Source organism: Lacrimispora xylanisolvens (assembly GCF_002934545.1).
Taxonomy (GTDB): Bacteria; Bacillota; Clostridia; order Lachnospirales; family Lachnospiraceae; genus Lacrimispora; species Lacrimispora xylanisolvens.
The window spans coordinates 54,083-75,981 of record NZ_PTJA01000011.1 but is presented as its reverse complement, the minus strand read 5'-3'; the positions used below and the strand labels follow the sequence as shown (position 1 = coordinate 75,981).

The window sequence follows — 21,899 nt, the reverse complement described above, 5'->3', positions numbered from 1 at the left end:
TTGATGAAAAGTAATACGCCAAAAAAGAACAGGATATGTATCTCTACACATTCTGTTCTCCGAAAAAACTTGATTTAAAACAATTGCTTTCTATTCGTTCTTCAATATCCTGCTTCGATATATTGTTCAATTAATTTATCCAACTCCACGCTTCTAAGATAAATCACTTCGCCATCCTCGTGATCAATACTTTTATTTAATCTTTCCCTTGCAACTTCAATATTCTGTATTAACTCTTCTTTTGACATTATCATTTCATGATTCTCCTTTGCTCTTTATTCGTATCTGTCTGTGTTTGCAGAAGAGCACAAGAGTAGATATCACTACCAAAATCAATGACAGCGCCTGAGACACCGGTATGCCAGTACTAAAGAAGATCAGCTGATCCGTACGGAGTCCTTCTATCCATACTCGTCCTAATCCATAGCCCAGCAGGTAGATAAGAAGCATTTCACCATCGAACTTTTTGCGTTTCCGATACCAAAGCATAAAAATCAAAACGCATAAATTCCACATTGATTCATAAAGAAATGTGGGATGAACCTGAATAAATTCCACACCATCTTTTACAATTAAGTGGTTTAAAAGCTCCTTAGATATCATATTCTCATTAACAAGCGCCCTTCTGATTCTCATAGCAAACAGGCCGTCTGTATATCCGCCGAACGCCTCGCAATTAAAGAAGTTTCCCCATCTTCCTATAATTTGCCCGGTAATTAATCCCAAGCAACCAGTGTCCGCCAAAGAAAAGAAGGAAAGTTTCTTCACTCTGGTGTAAACCGTGAGGGTAATGACAGCTCCTATGACGCCACCGTAGATTGCCAGCCCTCCTGCTCTGGTATTGAATATCTGAAGCAGATCATCTTTATAGGTGTCCCAGTCAAAAATCACATAATAGATACGGGCTCCCATAATAGAAATAATGATTGCATACAGTGCATAATCCAGATAAATATCCGGGTCCTGCCCTCTGCGTTTTGCATCGCCTGCCGCAACCCAAAGACCTGCCAAGATTCCAATTCCTATGATAATACCGTAAAATGCAATGCGGAATCCAAATATCGAGATACTGTTTTGCAAGTGGTCAATGGTAATTCCCAAATGCACAAAACTAATATCTGCCGTATTTGCCATTCGTCTTCTCCTTTCGATGTTTTCTTTATTTTACCCCGCTAAAACACAAAAATCAAACATTATCGCCCGACATATTCAACTATATTTCGACAAACCCTTTGTTCTTTTTGTTTTTCTCTTTTAATTTCGTGGATAATATGATATTCTATATTAGTTGTAGATAAAAATCAACCATGAATATAAACAATATTAGGAAGGTATTTGATATGAAATTAGGTATTGTCGGCTTGCCGAACGTAGGGAAAAGTACTTTGTTTAATTCACTCACAAAGGCTGGGGCAGAATCTGCCAACTATCCTTTCTGTACCATTGATCCAAACGTAGGAGTTGTTCCTGTTCCGGATGTACGTTTAGGACAGCTGGCCGCATTGTATGATTCCGCTAAAATCACACCTGCAGTCATCGAATTCGTAGACATCGCAGGTCTTGTAAAAGGCGCATCCAAAGGAGAAGGACTTGGTAACCAGTTTCTCTCCAACATCCGTGAAGTTGATGCCATTGTCCATGTAGTACGCTGCTTTGAAGACCCCAATGTCATTCACGTAGACGGAAGCGTAGATCCGCTGCGGGATATTGAGACCATTGATTTAGAGCTGATTTTCTCTGATCTGGACATCCTTGACCGGAGAATTGCCAAATCCACAAAGGGCGCAATGAATGATAAATCCCTGGCAAAGGAATTAACCATCTTAAAGAAAATCAAAGCCCATCTGGAAGACGGAAATCTTGCCAGAAGCTTAGAAACAGAGGATGAGGATGAAGCTGTATTTATCTCCAGTCTTAATCTTCTTACTTATAAGCCGGTAATTTTCGCTGCTAACGTATGTGAAGATGACCTTGCCGATGACGGCGCTTCCAACGCATATGTGGAAAAAGTCCGTTCCTTTGCAAAAGAAAACAACAGTGAAGTTTTTGTCATCTGTGCTCAGATTGAACAGGAAATTGCAGAGCTGGAAGAGGACGAAAAAAAGATGTTCTTAGAAGATCTTGGACTGACCGAATCTGGTCTTGAGAAACTGATTGCAGCCAGCTACCACTTACTGGGCTTAATCAGCTACTTAACAGCCGGTCCTACCGAAACCAGAGCCTGGACCATAAAAGAAGGGACTAAGGCACCTGGAGCAGCAGGAAAGATTCACTCCGATTTCGAACGTGGATTTATCCGTGCAGAGGTTGTCAATTACCAGGATCTGCTGGATTGCAAGACCTATCCCGCCGCAAAAGAAAAAGGTCTGGTACGATTGGAAGGAAAAGAATACGTGGTAAAAGACGGAGATGTAATTTTATTCCGTTTCAATGTATAAATATGTTACTGCCGCCGGCATGAAACCGGCGGTTTTTTTATGCAAATTCTGATAAATTTTGTCAAAATGTTATTTGCTCTTGTAAACTCTTTCTCTTATGTTATAATATGACATGGCTCTGAAATGACAGACAAAAACCGAAACACAACAGAATAAAAAAGGGAGTTACCGCACAGATGAAAACATTAATAAAAGCAGTAATTGCAGGGATCGCTATCAGCACGGGGGGCATCATTTATTTAACCCTGGAGAACCATATTGCAGGTTCTTTCTTATTTACCATTGGGTTATTTACCATATACACCTTTGGCTTCCATCTATTCACAGGCAAGGTATGCTATATTGTGGATGAAAAACCTTCCTATCTCCTGACCGTTCTCCTGGTATACATAGGTAATTTTGTGGGAACCACAGGGATGGGGACCATATTCAGACATACAAAACTCTCCAAATTAACAGCCCACGCTGCTGATATTGTCAGCATGAAGCTGTCAGACACCTTATTCAGCACCTTTATCATGGCGATTTTTTGCGGTGTGATGATGTGTATTGCAGTCATCGGTTTTCAGACCATTAAGGATGGGGTTGGAAAATATTTTGCTCTGGTTCTTCCAGTTATGGTATTCATCCTCTCCGGTTATGAGCACAGTATTGCAGATATGTTTTATTTCACCATGGCAGGTGCCTGGAGTGCCAAGGCATTCTTATATATTCTGGTGATATCTGCCGGAAACTTAACAGGCGGCTGTCTGATTCCCATAGCAAAGAAGTATTTAAAGGAAGAGGGATCACCTGCACATTCCTGACAGGTATGATCCCCATAGAAATAAGGGCAGAAATCCCCATTGTATGGATTTCTGCCCTTGTTTTATTATATAAAGCTGCTGATCAGATCCTTTAGAACCTGATCTTGTGTTTCTCGTTTTATCAGGGGTGTACCGTCATTTAAAATTCCGTTTTTTCTGTGAAAATCCAGCTTATCTTCCCGATAGAGAATGCCGGTAGGGATTTTTTCACTTACTTCCATTGACATTCTGATGGCTTCCAGCCGATTGGTGGGATCATAGTCATCTTCAAGGGGCGCTGCCATATTTTTGTAGTAAGCAAAGGTATTCACTTTATTGAAGGTGATACATGGCTGAAGAATATCCACGAAAGCATATCCGGGATAAAGGATTGCCTCCTTCATAATATTTACCAGTTGCTTTGAATCACCACTAAAGCCCCTGGCTACAAATCCCGCACCTGAAGCAATTGCCAGAAGCACTGGATTTAAAGGCGTATTTAAGTTGCCATCGGTCTGAACTCCTGTAACAAAACCTTCCCCGCTGGTGGGTGATGCCTGCCCTTTGGTCAGACCATAAATCTGATTGTCATGAACAAAATGAGCAATGTTCACATTTCTTCTTATGTTGTGAATAAAGTGGTTGCCACCTTCACCATAAGAGTCACCGTCTCCGGAATTCACTATAACAGTAAGCTCCTCATTGGCAATTTTAGCGGCAATTGCAGCCGGAAGCGCCCTTCCATGAAGCCCGCAGAAGCTGTTGGTGTTTAAATACTGGGGCGTTTTCGCCGCCTGGCCGATTCCTCCCACCATTAATACTTTATTTGGTTCAATGCCCAGTTCCTCCAGCGCTGTTTTCAGGCTGTTTAAAATGGAAAAGTTTCCACACCCCGGACACCATGCTGTTTCATAAGTTTTGAATTTATCCATCTACCTGTAACCTCCTTCCAGCACTTTTTTTGTAATTTCTTCACCTGATATCTGCCTGCCGTCATATTTTAAAATACTTTTATGACACTCAATTCCTGTCTGCTCTCTGATCAGGGAAGCCAGCTGGCCTGTTGCATTTTGTTCTACGTTGATTAACGTCCTGCCTTTCGCATAAAATTTTAATTTCTCCTGAGGAAGGGGATAAATATCTCCAAACACCAGGGCGCCATAGCTTCCTTTCCCATTTTTATTTAGAAGAGAGACCGCCTCTTTGATGGGGCCGTAAGCAGAACCCCAGCCAAGTAACAGTGTTTCGCAGTTCTCCTCTCCTATAAACTCTGGTTCTGACAGTTCTTCCATCAGACCCTCTAATTTTCTCATCCGCTTATCCACCATCTGGATTCTGACCTCTGCAGATTCCGTGATCCATCCTCTTTCATCATGTTCATCACTGTCAGCAGCAACAATATGGTCTGTAAGTCCGGGAATAAGCCTGGGGGAAATTCCATCTTCCGTTATCCTGTAACGCAAATACTCTCCTTCTGCCTCCGTTGCATGACTGACTTGTTTCAGTCCCGATATGTCAAAGGGCTTCACACAGGCTGTTGAATCTCCAAGATACTGGTCGCTGAGCAGTATGACAGGGATCTGGTATTTTTCTGCCAGATTAAGAGCCCGGAATGTCTGGTAAAAAGCATCCTCCTGACTTCTTAACGCTATCACAAGTCTGGGGAACTCTCCCTGGGATGCGGAAATAACAAATTTTAAGTCACTTTGCTCTGTGCGGGTGGGCAGACCGGTTGCCGGACCAGGTCTTTGCACATCTACAGCTACAAGAGGAATCTCTGCAATACCGGAGAATCCCAGCGCCTCCACCTTTAAGCAGAAGCCGCCTCCGCTGGTTCCTGTCATGGCTCTTGCGCCGGCAAAGGAAGCACCCAGTGCCATGTTAACGGCAGCAATCTCATCTTCTGCCTGCTCCACCACGATTCCTGCCTTATGTCCTACAGAGGCCAGATATTCTAAAACTGCCGTAGATGGAGACATTGGATAGGCAGAATAGAATTTAAGTCCTCCCGCCACTGCTCCAAGCCCCAAAGCCTCACTGCCTGAAATAAGCATATAATCTTTATAACCGCCTTCCAGATGGTTAAATTTTGCTTCTACGGCTGCGTATCCAGCTTTGGCTGCATTTAAATTAACCTCAAGGATTTCCTTCTTCATGACATCAGCCATGATTTCCTCAACATAGGTAAATGGCTCACCGAAGAGTTTTAATATCGCTCCTACTGCCACACTTGCAGAAGCTTTCCCGTTCCCAAGTTCTTTTGCAATTTTGTTCATGGGAAGTTTCATGACTCTTACGTCTGTATCAGGATAATCAAAACTGCTGTCACATAAGACAAAACCTTCTTCCTTTAATTCGTGCTTATGTAAGTCAATGGTCTCCTCATTCAAAGCAATGATTCCATCTAAACGGTAACTGTGGGAGGTAATGACCTCCGTCCCAAATCGCAGAAGGGAAAAGTTATGACCTCCCCGCACCCGTGACATGAAATCTCTGGTTGTATAGATATAATAGCCGGAATGCTTCAGCAGTTTTTCTAAAATAGAGACTGTGGTATCGATGCCTTGGCCGGCAGCGCCACCAATCAGAATATTATACATAGGTTTTCCTCCTTTTAAATTTTGACTAATTATAACTTATAATCACATTATTATCAATATATATCGAACTATTTTTATACTTTTTATAATTTATTGTTATTTTTTTAATTATTGCAGTTAATTGTTTCAAAATTAACATATTAATAAATATTCAATCCATATAGCTTTAAGACTCTTGAAGATAAAAAGGAAGAGAAACAAAATGTCTCTCTTCCTTCTCATTATACCAGATTGGTATAGCCCATTAGGCTGATATCTACTTCTTTCGCTACTTCACGGCCCTCTCTGATAGCCCATACCACAAGGGACTGGCCTCTGTGCATATCTCCTGCCACAAAAACCTTATCCACGTTGGTTTTATATCTGCCCGCTTCGGTTTCAACATTACTTCTGCCGTTTAACTTCACACCGAACGCATCTGCAACATAATTCTGAGCGCCTAAGAAACCGGCTGCTATCAGAACTAAATCAGCAGGAACTTCTTTTTCACTGCCTGCTACCGGCTCCATGCTCATCCGTCCGGTTTTCTCATCCTTTTTCGGCTCAAGGCTCATTAAAACTGCTTTTACCAGCTTGCCGGATTTATCTTTTATAAATTCCTTCACAGTCGTCTGATATACTCTTGGGTCTTTGCCAAATACAGAGATTGCCTCTTCCTGACCGTAATCAGTTTTCAGCACTTTTGGCCATTCCGGCCAGGAGTTATCCTCTGTCCTTGTTTCAGGAAGCTTTGGCATCATCTCAAGCTGAGTCACAGAGGCACAGCCATGGCGGAGCGACGTACCAACACAGTCGTTCCCTGTATCTCCGCCCCCGATTACAATCACATGTTTTCCCTTTGCAGATATATACTGATTATCCTGCAGGTCAGAATTTAACAGGCTTTTTGTTGTGGATTTTAAGAAATCCACTGCAAAATAGATTCCCTGTGCATCTCTTCCGGGAACATTTAAATCTCTGGGATTTGATGCTCCACAGGCAAGGATAATACGGTCATAGTCCTTTAAAAGGTCTTTCGCCTTCTGGTTTTTTCCAACATCAGCATTGGTAAGAAACTCGATTCCCTCTTCTTTCATGATTTCAACCTTCCGGTCAATCACATGCTTTTCCAGCTTCATATTGGGGATTCCATACATGAGAAGTCCGCCTGCACGGTCTTCCCGTTCCAGGACAGTTACGCTGTGTCCCCGTTTATTTAACTGGTCCGCAGCTGCCAGACCGGCAGGACCGGATCCAATGACTGCAACCTTTTTTCCAGTACGGATTTTAGGAGGTCTTGGTCCTGCAATTCCGGAAGCATAGGCACGTTCAACAATGGCATACTCATTTTCCTTAATCGCAACCGGATCACCGTTTAATCCGCAGGTACATGCCGCTTCACAGGGTGCCGGGCAGACCCGTGCAGTAAATTCCGGAAAGCTGTTGGTTTTTTTCAAACGGTTATATGCCTGCTGCCAGGTACCGGAATAGACAAGATCATTCCATTCCGGTATTAGATTGTTTAAGGGACAGCCCGAAACCATTCCATTTAAAATAACTCCTGACTGGCAAAATGGTACACCGCAGTCCATACACCGCGCACCCTGGCATTTTTGTTCTTTTTCAGAAAGGGGCAGATGGAACTCGTTATAATTTTTCAAACGGGTCTTGGGATCTACCGTTCTTCCTGTTTCTCTTTTATATTCTAAAAATCCTGTTGGCTTACCCATTTTCGCTCCTCCTTACTTCTTTGTATTGGCATAAAATGCTTCAATCTGTGCCTGCTCGCTGCTTAAACCCTTTTCTTCCATCTGAACAATGGTATTCATCATGCGTCTGTAGTCATGAGGCATGATTTTCTTGAATTTAGGCAGATATTCTCCAAAGTTGTCGAGGATTTCCTTGCCCTTTGCGGAGTTGGTATAAGCCACATGTTCCTTGATCATATCCTTTAATTCCAAAACATCGTATTTGTTGGTAACTTCTTCAAAAGAAACCATTTCTTTATTGAGGCGTTTGTATAAATCCCTCTTTTCATCTAATACGTAAGCGATTCCGCCGCTCATACCTGCCGCAAAGTTCTTGCCTGTTGATCCAAGTACCACCACGCGGCCGCCTGTCATGTACTCACATCCGTGGTCACCAACACCTTCCACCACTGCAGTTGCGCCGGAATTTCGAACACAGAACCGTTCTCCCGCCACACCGCAGATAAAGGCTTTTCCGCTGGTTGCGCCGTACAGAGCCACATTACCGATGACAATATTTTCTTCCGGTTTAAACTTAATTCCCTGAGGAGGATAAACCACCAGTTTTCCGCCGGAAAGTCCCTTGCCAAAGTAATCGTTGCTGTCGCCGATCAGCTCCAGAGTCAGACCTCTTGGAATAAATGCGCCGAAACTCTGACCGCCGCTTCCTGTACAGTTAATGGTAAAGGTATCCTCTGCCAGTCCTTCCGGATACAGTCTGGTTATCTCTGATCCGAATATGGTTCCCAGTGCACGGTCGGTATTGGAAACATCAATCTGAAGTCCCTTCTTCTGACCGGCAGCGAGTGCCTGCCTTAATTTTTTCAAAATAATCTTCTCGTCAATGGTTTTATCCAGCTCGAAGTCATAAACCAGCTTTTTGTCGTAGCCTGCTACTTTGCCGCCCACATATGGGTTGCCTAAAATTGCAGAGAAATCTACTTTCTTTGCCCTTTCATTGGAAATCTGATCTTTTTTCTTTAAGAGATCGGTTCTTCCAACCAGCTCATCTACTGTACGGATTCCAAGCTTCGCCATATATTCCCGGAGCTCTCTTGCAATAAAGTACATGAAATTCACAACATATTCCGGTTTTCCTTTAAAGCGCTTGCGAAGTTCCGGATTTTGAGTGGCAACTCCAACCGGACAGGTATCTAAGTTGCAGACTCTCATCATAACGCAGCCCAAAGTTACAAGCGGTGCTGTTGCAAAGCCGAATTCCTCAGCTCCAAGCATACAGGCAATGGCCACATCCCGTCCAGTCATCAGTTTTCCGTCAGTTTCCAGAATTACCTTGTCACGAAGCCCGTTCATAATCAGGGTCTGATGTGCCTCTGCCACGCCAAGTTCCCATGGAAGTCCTGCATTATAGATGGAGTTTCTTGGTGCTGCACCGGTTCCGCCGTCAAATGAGGAGATTAAAATAACCTGGGCACCTGCTTTGGCAACACCGGCAGCTACTGTTCCCACTCCTGCTTCGGAAACCAGCTTAACGGAAATTCTGGCACTGGTATTGGAATTTTTTAAATCATAAATCAGCTGGGCAAGATCCTCAATGGAATAAATATCATGATGAGGCGGCGGTGAAATTAATCCCACACCAGTTGTGGAATGTCTTGTTTTAGCCACCCATGGATATACTTTCTGTCCTGGGAGCTGGCCGCCCTCTCCTGGCTTTGCACCCTGTGCCATTTTAATCTGAATCTCTTTTGCACTGACTAAATATCTGGAAGTCACACCAAAACGTCCGGAAGCAACCTGTTTAATAGCAGAACAACGGTTAACTCCATCTGGTCCTGTTGTCAGACGCTCCAGGCTTTCACCGCCCTCACCGCTGTTTGATTTTCCGTGAATCCGGTTCATTGCGATGGCAAGAGCCTCGTGAGCTTCCTGTGAAATGGAGCCATAGGACATGGCACCTGTCTTAAAACGTTTTACAATGGATTCCACACTTTCCACTTCTTCAACCGGAATTTCTTTGGTCTTAGCATAATCGAAGTCAAGAAGACTTCTTAAATTGACCATCTGGCCTTCCTGGGTTAACGCGTGTGTGTACTCCTTAAATGTCTCATAACTGCCTGTTCTGGTGGCCTGCTGCAGCAGATGAATGGTACGCGGATTGTAAAGGTGCTCTTCCTGTCCTGCTCTTTCTTTATGACTTCCCACGCTGTCTAAAGTTAAGTCCACATCAAGACCAAGAGGATCAAATGCTGCGGAGTGAAGGGTGTCCACGTCATTGGCAATATCCTCTAAATTGATACCTTCCACCCGGCTTACTGTATCGGTAAAATACGTATCTACCACTTTCTTTGAAATACCAATGGCTTCAAATATCTGCGCTCCCTGATAGGACTGCACGGTGGAGATACCCATTTTAGAAGCAATCTTTACAATGCCATGTAAAACGGCAGAGTTGTAATCCTCCACAGCAGCGTAATAGTCCTTATCAAGCATGCCATTTTCAATTAAATTATGAATGGATTCCTGAGCCAGATACGGGTTAATTGCACAGGCTCCATATCCTAATAATGTTGCAAAGTGGTGAACTTCTCTGGGCTCTCCACTCTCTAATATAAGGGCAACTGAGGTTCTTTTCTTGGTCTTTACCAGATGCTGCTGAAGTGCAGAAACTGCCAGCAAAGAAGGAATCGGCACGTGGTTTTCATCAATATCACGGTCTGATAAAATAATGATATTAGCACCATCCCGATGAGCTCTGTCTGCCTCTAAAAACAGCCTGTCAATGGCTTTTTCCAGTGAAGTGTTCTTATAATAGGTAATGGGAATCACTTCTACCTTAAATCCCGGTCTCTTCATATGTTTGATCTTCAGTAGATCCGTACAGGTAAGAATGGGATTATTCACTTTTAAGATCTTGCAGTTTTCTGCTTCTTCTTTTAAAATATTGCCCTCTTCTCCCACGTAAACCGTAGTGGAAGTTACAATTTCCTCACGAATAGAGTCAATGGGGGGATTGGTTACCTGGGCAAACAGCTGCTTAAAGTAGTTAAAAAGCGGCTGATGCTTCTTGCTCAATACTGCAAGAGGACTGTCCGCACCCATGGCTGAAACTGCTTCCGCTCCGTTTAAGGCCATAGGCAGAATCATGGTTTTATATTCTTCGTACGTATAACCATAGGTTTTCTGCATTTTTGCGCGGTCCGCTCTGGTCATGGCAGGAACGCCTTTATTGGGGATGGGGAGATCCTTTAATTCAATTAAGTTGGAATCCAGCCATTCACCGTAAGGCTTTCTCTGGGCATAAGTTTCTTTTAATTCTTCATCAGTAATCAGGCATCCCTTTACCGTATCGATTAAAAGCATCTTTCCTGGGCGAAGGCGTTCTTTTTTCACCACATGGCTCTGCTCGATGTCAATTGCACCTACCTCAGATGCCAGAATCATATGATCATCATCGGTTATATAATATCTGGAAGGTCTGAGACCATTACGGTCTAACACAGCTCCTACCAAATCACCGTCACTGAATACGATGGAAGCCGGGCCATCCCACGGTTCCATCATCGTTGCATAGTAACGATAGAAGTCACGGATCTCCTGAGGCATGGATTTATCATGCTCCCATGGTGCAGGAATGGTTACCATCACTGCCAGAGGTAAATCCATGCCGCTCATCATCATAAACTCCAGGGCATTGTCAAGCATGGCAGAGTCAGAGCCTTCCTGATTAATAATAGGAAGAACCTTATGCATATCACTGCTGAAATACTCAGATTCCATGTTTTCTTCCCTGGCCATCATCTTATCCACATTACCGCGAATGGTGTTGATCTCGCCGTTATGTACGATGAGACGATTTGGATGAGCTCTCATCCAGCTTGGATTGGTATTGGTACTGAAACGGGAATGAACCACTGCAATGGCTGATTCATAATCTTTATCCTGAAGATCTGTAAAGAACTGTCTTAATTCCTTTACAAGAAACATTCCTTTATATACAATTGTCCTGCTGCTTAAAGAAACCACATAGGTATTATCATTGCTCTGTTCAAAAATTCGTCTGGATACATAAAGTTTCCGGTCAAAATCCAGGCCTTTCTTCACGTCAGCAGGCTTCTTAATAAAAGCCTGAGCGATATAAGGCATACGCTCCACTGCTTTGGCACCAATCAGTTCCGGATGAATGGGTACATCTCTCCAGCCCAGAAATTCAAGACCTTCCTTCTGTACAATAATTTCAAACATCTTTTTTGCCTGGTTTCTGGCAAGCTCATCCTGGGGGAAGAAAAACATGCCCACACCGTATTCTCTCTCTTCACCAATCCCGATGTTTAATGGTTTGGTCACTTTCTTAAAGAATTTGTGAGAGATCTGAAGCATAATACCAACACCGTCTCCAGTCTTGCCATCTGCATCTTTTCCTGCCCTGTGTTCTAAATTTTCCACGATATGAAGAGCTTGCTCCACTGTCTTATGGGTCTTTATCCCCTTCATATTTGCCACTGCACCGATACCGCAGTTATCATGCTCGAAGCGGGGATCATATAGTCCCGGAGTACCTGTTTTATTAGGGGATTGTAAACTCTTATCCATAATCTCTTCCTTTCCTGACTGCTCCTCTGCTTTGAGGTGCTAAAGTGTAACAGTAATTTTAGTTGATAATACTACATTTTTCGCACTTTGTAAATGTGTTTTATTTTGTTATTGTCAGATAATTCGAATATATAACATTTATAAATATATTGTCTGTATTTTAAACTTATATACCAAAATATTTTATCGTTGCAATACAATTCTCGTTGATTTTCCCTTTAGTGGCATAAATTTCTAATTTATTTAAGTCTTAGCTTATTATTATTAAGTGCATATTTTTTTCATTAAGCATCCAACTGGAAATAACCATTGTTTCCTTTATTTTTATAACAGTTACAGAGATCAAAGAAGCAATATATAAATTACTGCAAATAAAAAAAGACCCGGAATCAGCATCGATTCCGGGCCTTCCACTGTTGAATTTTATACGATAAACAGATACGGATTACATCTCGCCAAGACCGCTCTCAATTGCTTCGGTCATGGTTTTCATTGCCGCTTCTTCGTCCTCGCCGTCGCAGATCACATTGATCATAGCGCCGCATTTGATTCCGGCTGCCATTACGTTTAATACGCTCTTGGCAACAATCCTCTTCTCTCCGTATTCAATAATTATATCAGATTTAAATTTCATAGCTGTCTGAGACAGAACGCCTGCCGGTCTTAAATGAAGTCCGGATGGATTTACAACAGTCAGTGATTTTGATAACATATAATTCACTCCTTTATCCTCAAATTTTTATACTCCACGCTGTTAATTTTATTACAATATCCATTTTGTGTCAAGCCAAACACAACATGTCTTTGAGATATTTCCAAAGTAAGGTCACAGTCAGCAGGAAGATTCTTGTGTCTGTCTCTCTCTTTGTGAAAATACGCAGCCACAGTAGTCCTGCCTGTAAAGGTCATGCTCCTTCGACAGTTCTACAGAGCGTTTATACCCGTTTTTCTTCTTAAAATCAGATGGCAGATAAGCAACCCGGTATTCTTTCCCCAGCTTTTCACCTATTTCATTCAGCTTATCTGCATTTTTAAGGGGACTGATGGACAAGGTGGTTGTAAAGTAATCAAATCTGCCCGCCTGGGCGATTTTGGCGGCCTCCTGAAGACGGAGCTCATAACAGCGAAAGCATCGTAAACCGCCTTCAGGCTCTTTCTCAAGACCTTCCACAATCCGGTAAAACTCCTGAGGTTCATACGCGCCGGTCTGTAAGGTAACCGGATGAACAAAATTCATCTCCTGAATCAGCCGGTCCTGTTCCTCCACACGTCTTATATATTCCAGAGGAGGATATATATTGGGATTGTAAAAATAAACAGTAATTTCAAAATATTGGGACAAATACTCCAGTACATAACTGCTGCATGGAGCGCAGCAGCTATGTATCAGAAGTCTGGGAACTTTATTCTGTACTTTTATTTCTTCAATAATCTGATCCAATTCCTTCTGATAATTTCTTGGGTTCATGATGTCTTCCTCCCTGCCGTCTTCAGAAATGACAAAAAGGCGCAGAAAAATGCCAGCCGCGCCTTTTATTTGTCTTATAAGAAATCTCTGATTCGCTTGCTGCGAACCGGGTTTCTCAGCTTTCTAAGTGCTTTCGCCTCAATCTGCCTGATGCGTTCGCGGGTAACATTAAATTCTTTTCCCACTTCTTCCAATGTGCGCGGATGTCCGTCTTCCAAACCGAACCTCAAAACAATTACCTGACGTTCTCTTTCCTTCAAATCACCTAAAAGCGCGTCGATATGTTCTCTTAACATGACTGACTCAACGTTGCCTTCCGGTGTTACCACATTATTATCAGCCACAAAATCGCCTAAATTAGAATCATCTTCCTCACCAATGGGAGTCTCTAAGGATGCCGGCTCTCTGGCAATCTGCATGATCTCCATAACCTTGTCCTCAGACATGTCAAGCGCTTCTGCAAGTTCTGCAACAGAAGGCTCATATCCCAGTTCCAGGGTCAATTTTCTCTGCATCTTGGACATCTTATTAATCGTCTCTACCATATGCACAGGAACACGGATTGTTCTTGCCTGGTCTGCCAACGCACGGGTTACAGACTGACGAATCCACCAAGTAGCATATGTACTTAACTTATAGCCTTTGGTATAATCAAATTTTTCAACGCCTTTAATCAGACCTAAATTTCCTTCCTGAACCAGGTCAAGGAAACTCATACCACGGCCTGTATAACGTTTTGCAATGCTGACAACAAGGCGCAGATTGGCCTCAATCAGACGCTCCTTGGCATCATCGTCACCATCCGCTTTTCTCTTGGCAAGGCGCAGTTCTTCCTCTGCGTTTAAGAGCGGTACAGTGCCGATTTCTTTTAAATACATGCGGACAGGGTCTTCTGTGCCGATGCCTTCCAATAAATCAATGGCGTCTAAATCAATATCTTCTTCATCTACATCTTTAATAAAACCGTCATCAAGATCATCATCAAGGAGGAGATCTTCTGACATGAGCACATCATCAGTTAAAGTGGAATCATCCATGACCGGGATCACGTCAACGCCGCGATTCTCCAGGTACGTATAAATCTGATCCATCTGCTCTGTAGTCAGTTCTTCTCCTATAAAGAAGTTATTAATCTCTGTAACGTCCAAAGCATTATGCTTTGTTTTTGCAAGTTCGACTAGTTTACCCAGCTTATCTAAAAAATTATCTTTTTCCACTTAATAACGTCCTTTCGCTAAGAAGTATACATAAAGCCCACACAACTTTTCATTATATACTACCAGACCCCATATTTCAACATATTTCTTCTGAAACAGGCAGTTTTGTTGTTATTTCGGCTGTTTTCTCATAATATGGATTTTCTTCTCTAAGTTTGTGATCGAGACTTCTCTTTTCGCTCCCCCGAATTCTCCGTCAAGCACCCAGTCTATCGGTTCATCGGCGATGAGTTTCAAGGACCGTGTCCGAAATTTATGGACGTATTCGTTGGGTTCTTCTTTTAAAAACATATAATTAATGATATTGGTAAAATCAAGAGCAGTCTTGGGTGACCGTATTAAAAGGACTTCAAATTCACCATCATCCAGAGCCACATCCTGAGTGACAAGGCCTTTAAAGCCTCCCACACTGATGGTGTTGGTAATCATACCAAAAATGAATTCTCCTTCCAGCGTAAGCTCATCACATTCAACCCGCATGGAGTAGGATTTAATGGATGTCAGGCTCTTCATTCCTTCCAGCATATAGGCCTGATGACCCAGAACATTTTTCTTATCCTGGGGAGTCAGGTAGGAAACCTCTGTAAAGGCTCCGAAGGCAGCGATGTAAATAAAATACTGATCTTCACAAAAGCCGCCGATATCAATGGGACAGGATTGACCGGATACAGCAGCATCCGCTGCTTTTAGCATATCCTTGGAGATCTTTAAACTGGAGGCAAAATCATTGGTGGAGCCTGCAGGAATATAGCCAAGTTCCGGATATTGGGGAAGCTTCATAAGGCCGCTGATCGTCTCGTTTAAAGTTCCGTCTCCACCGCTGCATACCACCAGATCTTTGTTTTTCCCGTAGCGGTAAGCTGCTTCCCTGGCATCTCCCTGACGCTGTGTTACATGAACGGTCAGTTCATAACCGGCTTTCGTAAAAATATCCAGAATATCCACCAGCTTATTTCTGATCTGACCTTTTCCGGAACGCGGATTAAATATAAAAAGCATCTTCTTCATTATTATCACCTAATTAACTTTGTATACGCCTTGAATGCCCCAGGCAGGGAATAAGTTTTTTTTATTTCTTCGGGAGTGACCCACAGATAGTCTCCTTTTGGTAGTTCAGTCAGTTCCACCCGATAACCAGTCATATGCCATTCCACATGGCTGAAAATATGCTTTGCCTCCGGAAGAGGCGTAATCTTTGCCTCTTTCACGCCAAGTGTTTCCTTTATCTCTTCCTGAGGAATCCACCCATCAAGTCCTGGCAGTTCGTATAAGGATGCCAGAAGTCCTGTGTCATCTCTTTTGCGGATCGCCACGCGTTCATCCTTCGTCAGAATAAGAATGGTTCTATGCTCTGTTCTTCGTTCCTTTTTAGGAGCTTTCACAGGTATGATTCCTGTAAGATCCTTTTGCCTGGCTACGCATAAGGAAAAAAGAGGACAACTGCCGCAAAGCGGAGCGCCATTGGGCACACACACAATGGCTCCAACCTCAATAAGCGCCTGATTATAGGATCCCGGGTCTTCTCTTGGCATAACGCCTTTTATCAGCTCTTCCATATCCTTTTTTACAGACTGCTTTGTAATATCCTCCATACTCCCGGTCAGCCTTGATATGACACGAAGTACATTGCCGTCTACGGCTGGAACCGGGATTTCAAAAGCGATGGAGGCTATGGCTCCGGCTGTATAGGAACCAATCCCTGGAAGTGCTTTAAGCTCCTCATAGGATGACGGAAGCTTTCCTCCGTACTTCTCTACAAGAAGCTCAGCCGCTTTTTTTAAATTCCTTGCCCTGCTGTAATAGCCCAATCCTTCCCAAAGCTTTAAAAGACGATCTTCCGACACTTCTCCAAGCGCTTTAACTCCGGGTAACGCTTCCATAAAACGGTCGAAATACGGTTTCACCGCTTCCACTCTCGTCTGCTGAAGCATGATCTCCGATATCCAGACGCGATATGGTTCTGGATTTTCCCGCCATGGAAGAATCCTTCTGTTTTGGTGATACCAGCTTAACAGGGGACGGCCGGCTGCACTCAGACGTTCTTCTCTGTCCATAGCCTGACCAGCCGGCTCTAAAACCTGTAATTTATCATAGAGGGAATGATTCATTATACATATCCATAAATTCCCCGGACAGACACTTCACCTGAAATCACATGTCTGACCTCTCCATCCGGCATCTCAACAAGGAGTTCTCCTTTTTCATTAATTCCCAAAGCTCTCCCTTTGTATTCACCGGTTGGTTCCAGAATTCTTACTTCCTTTCCTGCATTGACCATATTCTTATTATAGACACTTATCAGCCGGGATAAATCACCCTGGCTGATAAATTCTTCATAATAATGCTCAAATGCTTCTAAAACTGCTGCAATCAACTGACTTCTGACCACTTTCCCTCCCGTTTCAAGAAACAGAGAGGTTGCCGTATCACGGACTTCCTGGGGAAACTCTTCCAGGTTCACATTGATTCCGATTCCAACTACCACGTAATGGATGCCTTCCAGCTCCGCACTCATCTCAGTTAAGATACCACAGAGTTTTTTCCCACTTGAAACGATGTCGTTGGGCCACTTAATTACTGGAGAAAGTCCGGTTACAGACTCAATACCATCACGAACAGCCAATGCAGCCACAAGAGTCAGCATGGAAGCTTTTGCAGGAAGAATATCGGGTCTTAATATCAGACTCATAAATATATTCTTTCCCGGAGGAGATATCCAGCTTCTGCCTCTTCTGCCTCTCCCTGCTTCCTGGGTATCTGCAGCCACAAGAGTCCCGCTGCCTGCACCTTCCTCTGCCAGACGCCTGGCTCTCAGATTGGTAGAGTCAATGGATTCATGAAAATCCACAACCCTGCCAAATTGACCTCTGATGCAGCTTTCTATCTCCGTTTTCGTCATTATATCACAGGATTCGAGTAAATGGTATCCTTTATTTCGCACTGCTTCGATTTGATATCCTTCTTCCTGAAGCTGACGGATTACCTTCCATACAGCCGTCCTGGAAACATGAAAGCGCTGGCATAATTCCTGACCTGAGATAGATTCATCACTTTCCTTTAGAAGTTTTAAAATCTCGGTTTTCAAGTGATCACCCCCACCAGATACTTACTGCACTGATCACCGCAAGGGCAAACAGCAGACAGCCTGCAATGACCGAGGCGATGCCAGCCGCTTTTTTCCTTTTTTCCCTGCCGCTGAGCCTGATTCTGTAAATCCCGTTTATAAAGTTCAAAGCTCCTGCCAGAAAAAATATCACCGGGAACATCAGCATATTGTCTTCCGGATTCAAAAATGAAATAACCGCCAGTACCACAATTAAGATTCCTACCACAATGTGTACAAGATCTACCATCATGGAAGCATTTCTCAAATTTTTTCCTCGTTCCTGTAAATACATCTCTATTCTCCTAACGTCGCCACCATCACTGCCTTAATGGTATGCATTCTGTTTTCCGCTTCATCAAATACTACCGATACGCCGGATTCAAAGACATCTTCTGTCACTTCGTTGCCTTTTACCGCCGGCAGGCAATGCATAAATATAGTAGTATCCTTGCCTGTTTTATTCATTAATTCCTGATTCACCTGATATGGTTTTAAGAGTGCAACACGCTCTGCTGCCTTTTCTTCCTCTCCCATGGAGCACCATACATCGGTGTAAATAACATCTGCATCCTTTACCTTTTCACAGTCTTCTGTTAAGGTAATGGTGCTTCCGCTTACATCTGCATATCCCTGGCAAAGTTCCACCAGTTCCTTGTTTGGCCAGAGGCATTCCGGTGCAAGAATGGTAAAATGAACTCCCATCTTACTCATACCGATCATCAGGCTGTTGGCCATATTATTACGTCCGTCTCCTGCATAAACAAACTTCAGTCCTTTTAAGTAACCAAAGTGTTCCCTGATGGTCAGAAGATCTGCAAGAATCTGAGTAGGGTGATAATCCTCTGTCAGACCGTTCCAGACCGGAACCCCTGCATATTCAGCCAACGCTTCCACTGTTTTGTGTTTAAATCCCCTGAATTCAATGCCGTCAAACATCCGGCCCAGAACCCTGGCTGTATCCTCTACGCTTTCCTTATGACCCAGCTGTATATCATCTTTCCCCAGATATTCCGGATGAGCTCCTTCATCTACGGCAGCTACTACAAATGCACACCTGGTACGGGTGGATGGTTTTTCAAAAATAAGCGCAATATTCTTTCCCTTTAAAGAGTTTCCTGTGATTCCCTGTTTCTTCTTAGCCTTCAAATCTGCAGACAGATCCAGTAAGTACTGAATCTCTTCCGGTGTATAATCCTTTAATGTTATAAAATTTCTTCCCTTCAGATTCATATGATTTCCTCCGTTAACTGTATTTTTATTCATTATTATAGTATATCATGCATATTCATGCAAGCTATATTTTTAAAAATACAAATTTATTAAAAGGAAGGCTCTTCTCCCAGGGAATGGATCTTTTTTCGGATCTCAAAAAGAAGTGCTTCTACGGTATAGATCCGGAAACGTTTCACTTTTAACCGCTTTGCCAGGTCTTCTAAAAGCCCAAGATACATATCCTTGTAATCCCAGCCTTCTTTCAGTTTAAAATCCAAAGCAAGCTTGGGGAAAAGCGTCTCTGTAAATACCCGGTATCCGCTGAGCGCCTCCAATCCATTCTCACCAATCATATCCTTCATATACAGTTTTAAAAGTTCCATCTCAGACATCATCTTATCAAAATAATAAGGTTCTGTCTTTGGTGCGTCAATATAATAGATCCGTCCGGCAAGGTCATATAAGAACCGCTTGGCGTCGTAATAGCCCAGTGTTAAATTCTTTCTCGCCTGTTTCTTATCAAATTCCAATATTCCGCCAAGATCCTGTCTGGGCGCAATGTGATAGACTTTGGTTCCATCGGGTATCTTCACCACCCGTTCCTTATCAGCCCCCCAGCCATAAATCCGGATTACAATAATGTCCTCATAACCATGATCAATCAGCACATCTAAGGGGACATTGTTAAATCCACCCCCATCCATATACCGTTTTCCACCAAGCTTTTCATTTTTAAAAGCCAGAAAGTAAGCACTTGCCAGAAGCATATCCTTAACTGTGCCCATTTCCCCTTTTCTTAAATCAACCACCAGCTCTTTGTGATCAGAAACGGAATAAGTGACGGAATAAAGTTCTCTGTCAGAATCAACAATTCTCGCTTCATCCCCAACCACATTGGCAATCAGATCTTTCAGGGGAGTAATGTCAAATCCGCCGTCTTTCACAAGCTGGAACCCTTTGGCAATTAATTCCTGTAAATTCAGGGATTTAAAATCCTTCTTTTTCAGAGCTTCCATGGTTTCGTTGCTGACCGACATTACCTGGGAGTAATCGATGTTCTTCCAGATCTCCTCTGCCCGGTCTAAGTCATCCATGCAGATTAAGGCACCGTTTAAAGATCCGACAGAAGCACCTGCAATCCCTTTTATCTTTACTCCCTCTTCCCGAAGCGCTTTCCACGCCCCGATCTGGTACGCACCTTTGGCGCCTCCGCCTTCTAAAACAAGCCCGTATTCCCGGTTCAAATCAAGTTTAAGCTCCATAAAGACCTCCAACTTCCCGTCTTTGTCTGCAAAAACCGCAGCAAGAAGTCACAAGACATCTGCTGCGGTTAACTCACTCTTTGGGTAATTCAGTAATAGAGGAAACAAGTCCTGCCAATCCCTGAATCTCAGACGGTATAATGATTTTAGTTGCCTTACCATCAGCTGCAGCCTTAAATGCTTCCAGACTTTTAATAACAAGGACTGCCCGGTCTGCTCCTGCATCTTTTATCATACGGATACCATCTGCATTGGCCTGCTGAATCTTTAAGGTAGCCTCTGCCTGACCTTCAGCCTCACGGATTCTCTTTTCCTTTTCCGCTTCCGCCCGGAGAATGGCAGCCTGTTTTTCGGCCTCTGCATCAAGAATTGCAGATTCTTTTTTACCTTCTGCCACAAGAACGGTTGATTTCTTCTCTCCTTCAGCCCTTAAGATTGCTTCCCGTCGTTCACGTTCTGCTTTCATCTGCTTTTCCATGGCATCCTGAATGGCTGCCGGAGGCATAATATTCTTCAGTTCCACACGGTTTACCTTAATTCCCCATGGATCAGTTGCAATATCCAGTGTTTCTCTCATCTTCGCGTTGATGGTCTCTCTGGAAGTAAGAGTCTGGTCAAGCTCCAGATCACCGATAATATTACGAAGAGTGGTTGCTGTTAAATTCTCAATGGCCATAATCGGATTTTCCACGCCGTAAGCGTAAAGCTTAGGATCTGTAATCTGGAAAAACACGACTGTATCAATACGCATGGTAACGTTATCCTTGGTAATAACCGGCTGGGGCGGGAAATCTGCTACCTGTTCCTTTAAGTTCACCCTCTTAGCCACCCGGTCAAGAAAAGGAAGCTTAATATGCACTCCCACTGACCATGTCTCAAGAAATGCTCCCAGTCGTTCCACTACAAGCGCCTGAGCCTGGGGAACGATTTTCACGCATGATGCAAGTACTGCCAGAATAATAATCAAAATAATAATTACCAATGTAAATCCATATACTCTCATCTTAATCCTCCTGTTTCCTGCTTACAATCAGCTTGACACCTTTAATTTCCTTTACTTCTACCATGACCCCCACCGGATAGATGCTGTCATCATCCTGGGCTCTTGCAGTCCATTCCTGTCCGTTTAAGATCGCGGCGCCCTTGCTTTCCAGATTATTAATCTCTGCTGTAACCCTGGCATATTTACCAATCAGGCTGTCCGTATTGGTCTTCACTGTATACCGGTTTACATATCGTAAGGCAAAGGGTCTGGTAAAAAACAAAAGTATAAAAGATACAATAACAAAAATTGCAAGCTGCACCTGGGTATTAACGCCAAATAAGGCTAATACAAATGCTACCAGTGCTCCTCCAGCAAACCAGATGGTGGTAAGTGCCATCGTAGCTGCTTCAATTCCAAGGAGTACCACAAAACCTATAAGCCAATAGATCGCTGCCATTATCTCAATCCCCTTCCCTGCCATGATCGGCAAAGCACCACGGCAAATCTATCCGTTGACACTATCATACTATATGTTCAGGCATTTC

General features: G+C 43.2%; 19 protein-coding genes. 2 read left to right on the top strand and 17 right to left on the bottom strand.

Features of this window, described 5'->3' with window-relative positions; genetic code table 11:
• Nucleotides 1–101 precede the first annotated feature (101 nt).
• Nucleotides 102–254 (bottom strand): Spo0E family sporulation regulatory protein-aspartic acid phosphatase, encoded by a 153-nt coding sequence (locus BXY41_RS18885; RefSeq protein WP_185140375.1) that lies wholly within the window; start codon nucleotides 252–254, stop codon nucleotides 102–104.
• A gap of 1 nt (nucleotide 255) precedes the next feature.
• Nucleotides 256–1,134 carry a prolipoprotein diacylglyceryl transferase gene (lgt, locus tag BXY41_RS18880; RefSeq protein ID WP_104438426.1) on the bottom strand — a complete coding sequence of 293 codons (879 nt, stop codon included), beginning with the start codon at nucleotides 1,132–1,134 and terminating at the stop codon, nucleotides 256–258.
• Nucleotides 1,135–1,340: 206 nt separating this feature from the next.
• Here lgt and ychF point away from each other — a divergent pair, with 206 nt between their 5' ends.
• Both ychF and BXY41_RS18870 read left to right on the top strand, forming a co-directional pair.
• On the top strand, nucleotides 1,341–2,438 hold the full coding sequence (ychF, locus tag BXY41_RS18875) for a redox-regulated ATPase YchF (RefSeq protein WP_104438425.1): 1,098 nt from the start codon (nucleotides 1,341–1,343) through the stop codon (nucleotides 2,436–2,438).
• A 152-nt stretch (nucleotides 2,439–2,590) separates the two neighbouring features.
• On the top strand, nucleotides 2,591–3,244 hold the full coding sequence (locus tag BXY41_RS18870) for a formate/nitrite transporter family protein (RefSeq protein WP_278321429.1): 654 nt from the start codon (nucleotides 2,591–2,593) through the stop codon (nucleotides 3,242–3,244).
• A gap of 65 nt (nucleotides 3,245–3,309) precedes the next feature.
• Here BXY41_RS18870 and BXY41_RS18865 read toward each other — a convergent pair whose 3' ends face one another.
• The 15 genes from BXY41_RS18865 to BXY41_RS18795 form a co-directional block, all read right to left on the bottom strand.
• Entirely contained in the window at nucleotides 3,310–4,155 is an 846-nt protein-coding gene (locus tag BXY41_RS18865; RefSeq protein ID WP_104438423.1) for a 2-oxoacid:ferredoxin oxidoreductase subunit beta, read from the bottom strand.
• Nucleotides 4,156–5,823, bottom strand: coding sequence for a 2-oxoacid:acceptor oxidoreductase subunit alpha (locus BXY41_RS18860; RefSeq protein WP_104438422.1), 1,668 nt, complete (start codon nucleotides 5,821–5,823; stop codon nucleotides 4,156–4,158). It abuts the gene before it with no gap.
• Between the two features lie 221 nt (nucleotides 5,824–6,044).
• Nucleotides 6,045–7,532 carry a glutamate synthase subunit beta gene (locus tag BXY41_RS18855; RefSeq protein WP_104438421.1) on the bottom strand — a complete coding sequence of 496 codons (1,488 nt, stop codon included), beginning with the start codon at nucleotides 7,530–7,532 and terminating at the stop codon, nucleotides 6,045–6,047.
• A 12-nt stretch (nucleotides 7,533–7,544) separates the two neighbouring features.
• Nucleotides 7,545–12,104 carry a glutamate synthase large subunit gene (gene gltB / locus BXY41_RS18850; protein WP_104438420.1) on the bottom strand — a complete coding sequence of 1,520 codons (4,560 nt, stop codon included), beginning with the start codon at nucleotides 12,102–12,104 and terminating at the stop codon, nucleotides 7,545–7,547.
• A 445-nt stretch (nucleotides 12,105–12,549) separates the two neighbouring features.
• Entirely contained in the window at nucleotides 12,550–12,816 is a 267-nt protein-coding gene (locus BXY41_RS18845) for an HPr family phosphocarrier protein (protein WP_104438419.1), read from the bottom strand.
• A gap of 120 nt (nucleotides 12,817–12,936) precedes the next feature.
• Nucleotides 12,937–13,572, bottom strand: coding sequence for an epoxyqueuosine reductase QueH (locus BXY41_RS18840; RefSeq protein ID WP_104438418.1), 636 nt, complete (start codon nucleotides 13,570–13,572; stop codon nucleotides 12,937–12,939).
• Nucleotides 13,573–13,646: 74 nt separating this feature from the next.
• On the bottom strand, nucleotides 13,647–14,789 hold the full coding sequence (rpoD, locus tag BXY41_RS18835; RefSeq protein WP_104438417.1) for an RNA polymerase sigma factor RpoD: 1,143 nt from the start codon (nucleotides 14,787–14,789) through the stop codon (nucleotides 13,647–13,649).
• 111 nt (nucleotides 14,790–14,900) lie between these two features.
• Nucleotides 14,901–15,797 carry a diacylglycerol/lipid kinase family protein gene (locus BXY41_RS18830; protein ID WP_104438416.1) on the bottom strand — a complete coding sequence of 299 codons (897 nt, stop codon included), beginning with the start codon at nucleotides 15,795–15,797 and terminating at the stop codon, nucleotides 14,901–14,903.
• 5 nt (nucleotides 15,798–15,802) lie between these two features.
• Nucleotides 15,803–16,897, bottom strand: a complete 1,095-nt coding sequence (gene mutY, locus BXY41_RS18825; RefSeq protein WP_104438415.1) for an A/G-specific adenine glycosylase — start codon at nucleotides 16,895–16,897, stop codon at nucleotides 15,803–15,805.
• Nucleotides 16,897–17,874 (bottom strand): biotin--[acetyl-CoA-carboxylase] ligase, encoded by a 978-nt coding sequence (locus BXY41_RS18820; protein ID WP_104438414.1) that lies wholly within the window; start codon nucleotides 17,872–17,874, stop codon nucleotides 16,897–16,899. Before BXY41_RS18820 ends, mutY begins: the two co-directional genes overlap by 1 nt.
• Before the next feature lie 4 nt (nucleotides 17,875–17,878).
• On the bottom strand, nucleotides 17,879–18,187 hold the full coding sequence (locus BXY41_RS18815) for a DUF6637 family protein (protein ID WP_104438413.1): 309 nt from the start codon (nucleotides 18,185–18,187) through the stop codon (nucleotides 17,879–17,881).
• A 2-nt stretch (nucleotides 18,188–18,189) separates the two neighbouring features.
• Nucleotides 18,190–19,125, bottom strand: coding sequence for an ornithine carbamoyltransferase (argF, locus tag BXY41_RS18810; RefSeq protein WP_104438412.1), 936 nt, complete (start codon nucleotides 19,123–19,125; stop codon nucleotides 18,190–18,192).
• Between the two features lie 89 nt (nucleotides 19,126–19,214).
• Nucleotides 19,215–20,369, bottom strand: a complete 1,155-nt coding sequence (locus tag BXY41_RS18805; RefSeq protein WP_104438411.1) for a patatin-like phospholipase family protein — start codon at nucleotides 20,367–20,369, stop codon at nucleotides 19,215–19,217.
• 73 nt (nucleotides 20,370–20,442) lie between these two features.
• Complete coding sequence (locus BXY41_RS18800) at nucleotides 20,443–21,372, bottom strand: SPFH domain-containing protein (RefSeq protein ID WP_104438410.1); 930 nt, start codon at nucleotides 21,370–21,372, stop codon at nucleotides 20,443–20,445.
• Nucleotide 21,373: 1 nt separating this feature from the next.
• A complete protein-coding gene (locus tag BXY41_RS18795) occupies nucleotides 21,374–21,811 on the bottom strand; it encodes an NfeD family protein (protein WP_104438409.1) in 438 nt (145 codons plus the stop codon).
• Nucleotides 21,812–21,899 lie beyond the last annotated feature (88 nt).

Coding starts and splice junctions, on each gene's coding strand:
- BXY41_RS18885 (WP_185140375.1), bottom strand. CDS start 254: ATGATAATGTCAAAAGAAGAGTTAATACAGAATATTGAAGTTGCAAGG.
- lgt (WP_104438426.1), bottom strand. CDS start 1,134: ATGGCAAATACGGCAGATATTAGTTTTGTGCATTTGGGAATTACCATT.
- ychF (WP_104438425.1), top strand. CDS start 1,341: ATGAAATTAGGTATTGTCGGCTTGCCGAACGTAGGGAAAAGTACTTTG.
- BXY41_RS18865 (WP_104438423.1), bottom strand. CDS start 4,155: ATGGATAAATTCAAAACTTATGAAACAGCATGGTGTCCGGGGTGTGGA.
- BXY41_RS18860 (WP_104438422.1), bottom strand. CDS start 5,823: ATGTATAATATTCTGATTGGTGGCGCTGCCGGCCAAGGCATCGATACC.
- BXY41_RS18855 (WP_104438421.1), bottom strand. CDS start 7,532: ATGGGTAAGCCAACAGGATTTTTAGAATATAAAAGAGAAACAGGAAGA.
- gltB (WP_104438420.1), bottom strand. CDS start 12,104: ATGGATAAGAGTTTACAATCCCCTAATAAAACAGGTACTCCGGGACTA.
- BXY41_RS18845 (WP_104438419.1), bottom strand. CDS start 12,816: ATGTTATCAAAATCACTGACTGTTGTAAATCCATCCGGACTTCATTTA.
- BXY41_RS18840 (WP_104438418.1), bottom strand. CDS start 13,572: ATGAACCCAAGAAATTATCAGAAGGAATTGGATCAGATTATTGAAGAA.
- BXY41_RS18830 (WP_104438416.1), bottom strand. CDS start 15,797: ATGAAGAAGATGCTTTTTATATTTAATCCGCGTTCCGGAAAAGGTCAG.
- mutY (WP_104438415.1), bottom strand. CDS start 16,897: ATGAATCATTCCCTCTATGATAAATTACAGGTTTTAGAGCCGGCTGGT.
- BXY41_RS18815 (WP_104438413.1), bottom strand. CDS start 18,187: ATGTATTTACAGGAACGAGGAAAAAATTTGAGAAATGCTTCCATGATG.
- argF (WP_104438412.1), bottom strand. CDS start 19,125: ATGAATCTGAAGGGAAGAAATTTTATAACATTAAAGGATTATACACCG.
- BXY41_RS18805 (WP_104438411.1), bottom strand. CDS start 20,369: ATGGAGCTTAAACTTGATTTGAACCGGGAATACGGGCTTGTTTTAGAA.
- BXY41_RS18800 (WP_104438410.1), bottom strand. CDS start 21,372: ATGAGAGTATATGGATTTACATTGGTAATTATTATTTTGATTATTATT.
- BXY41_RS18795 (WP_104438409.1), bottom strand. CDS start 21,811: ATGGCAGCGATCTATTGGCTTATAGGTTTTGTGGTACTCCTTGGAATT.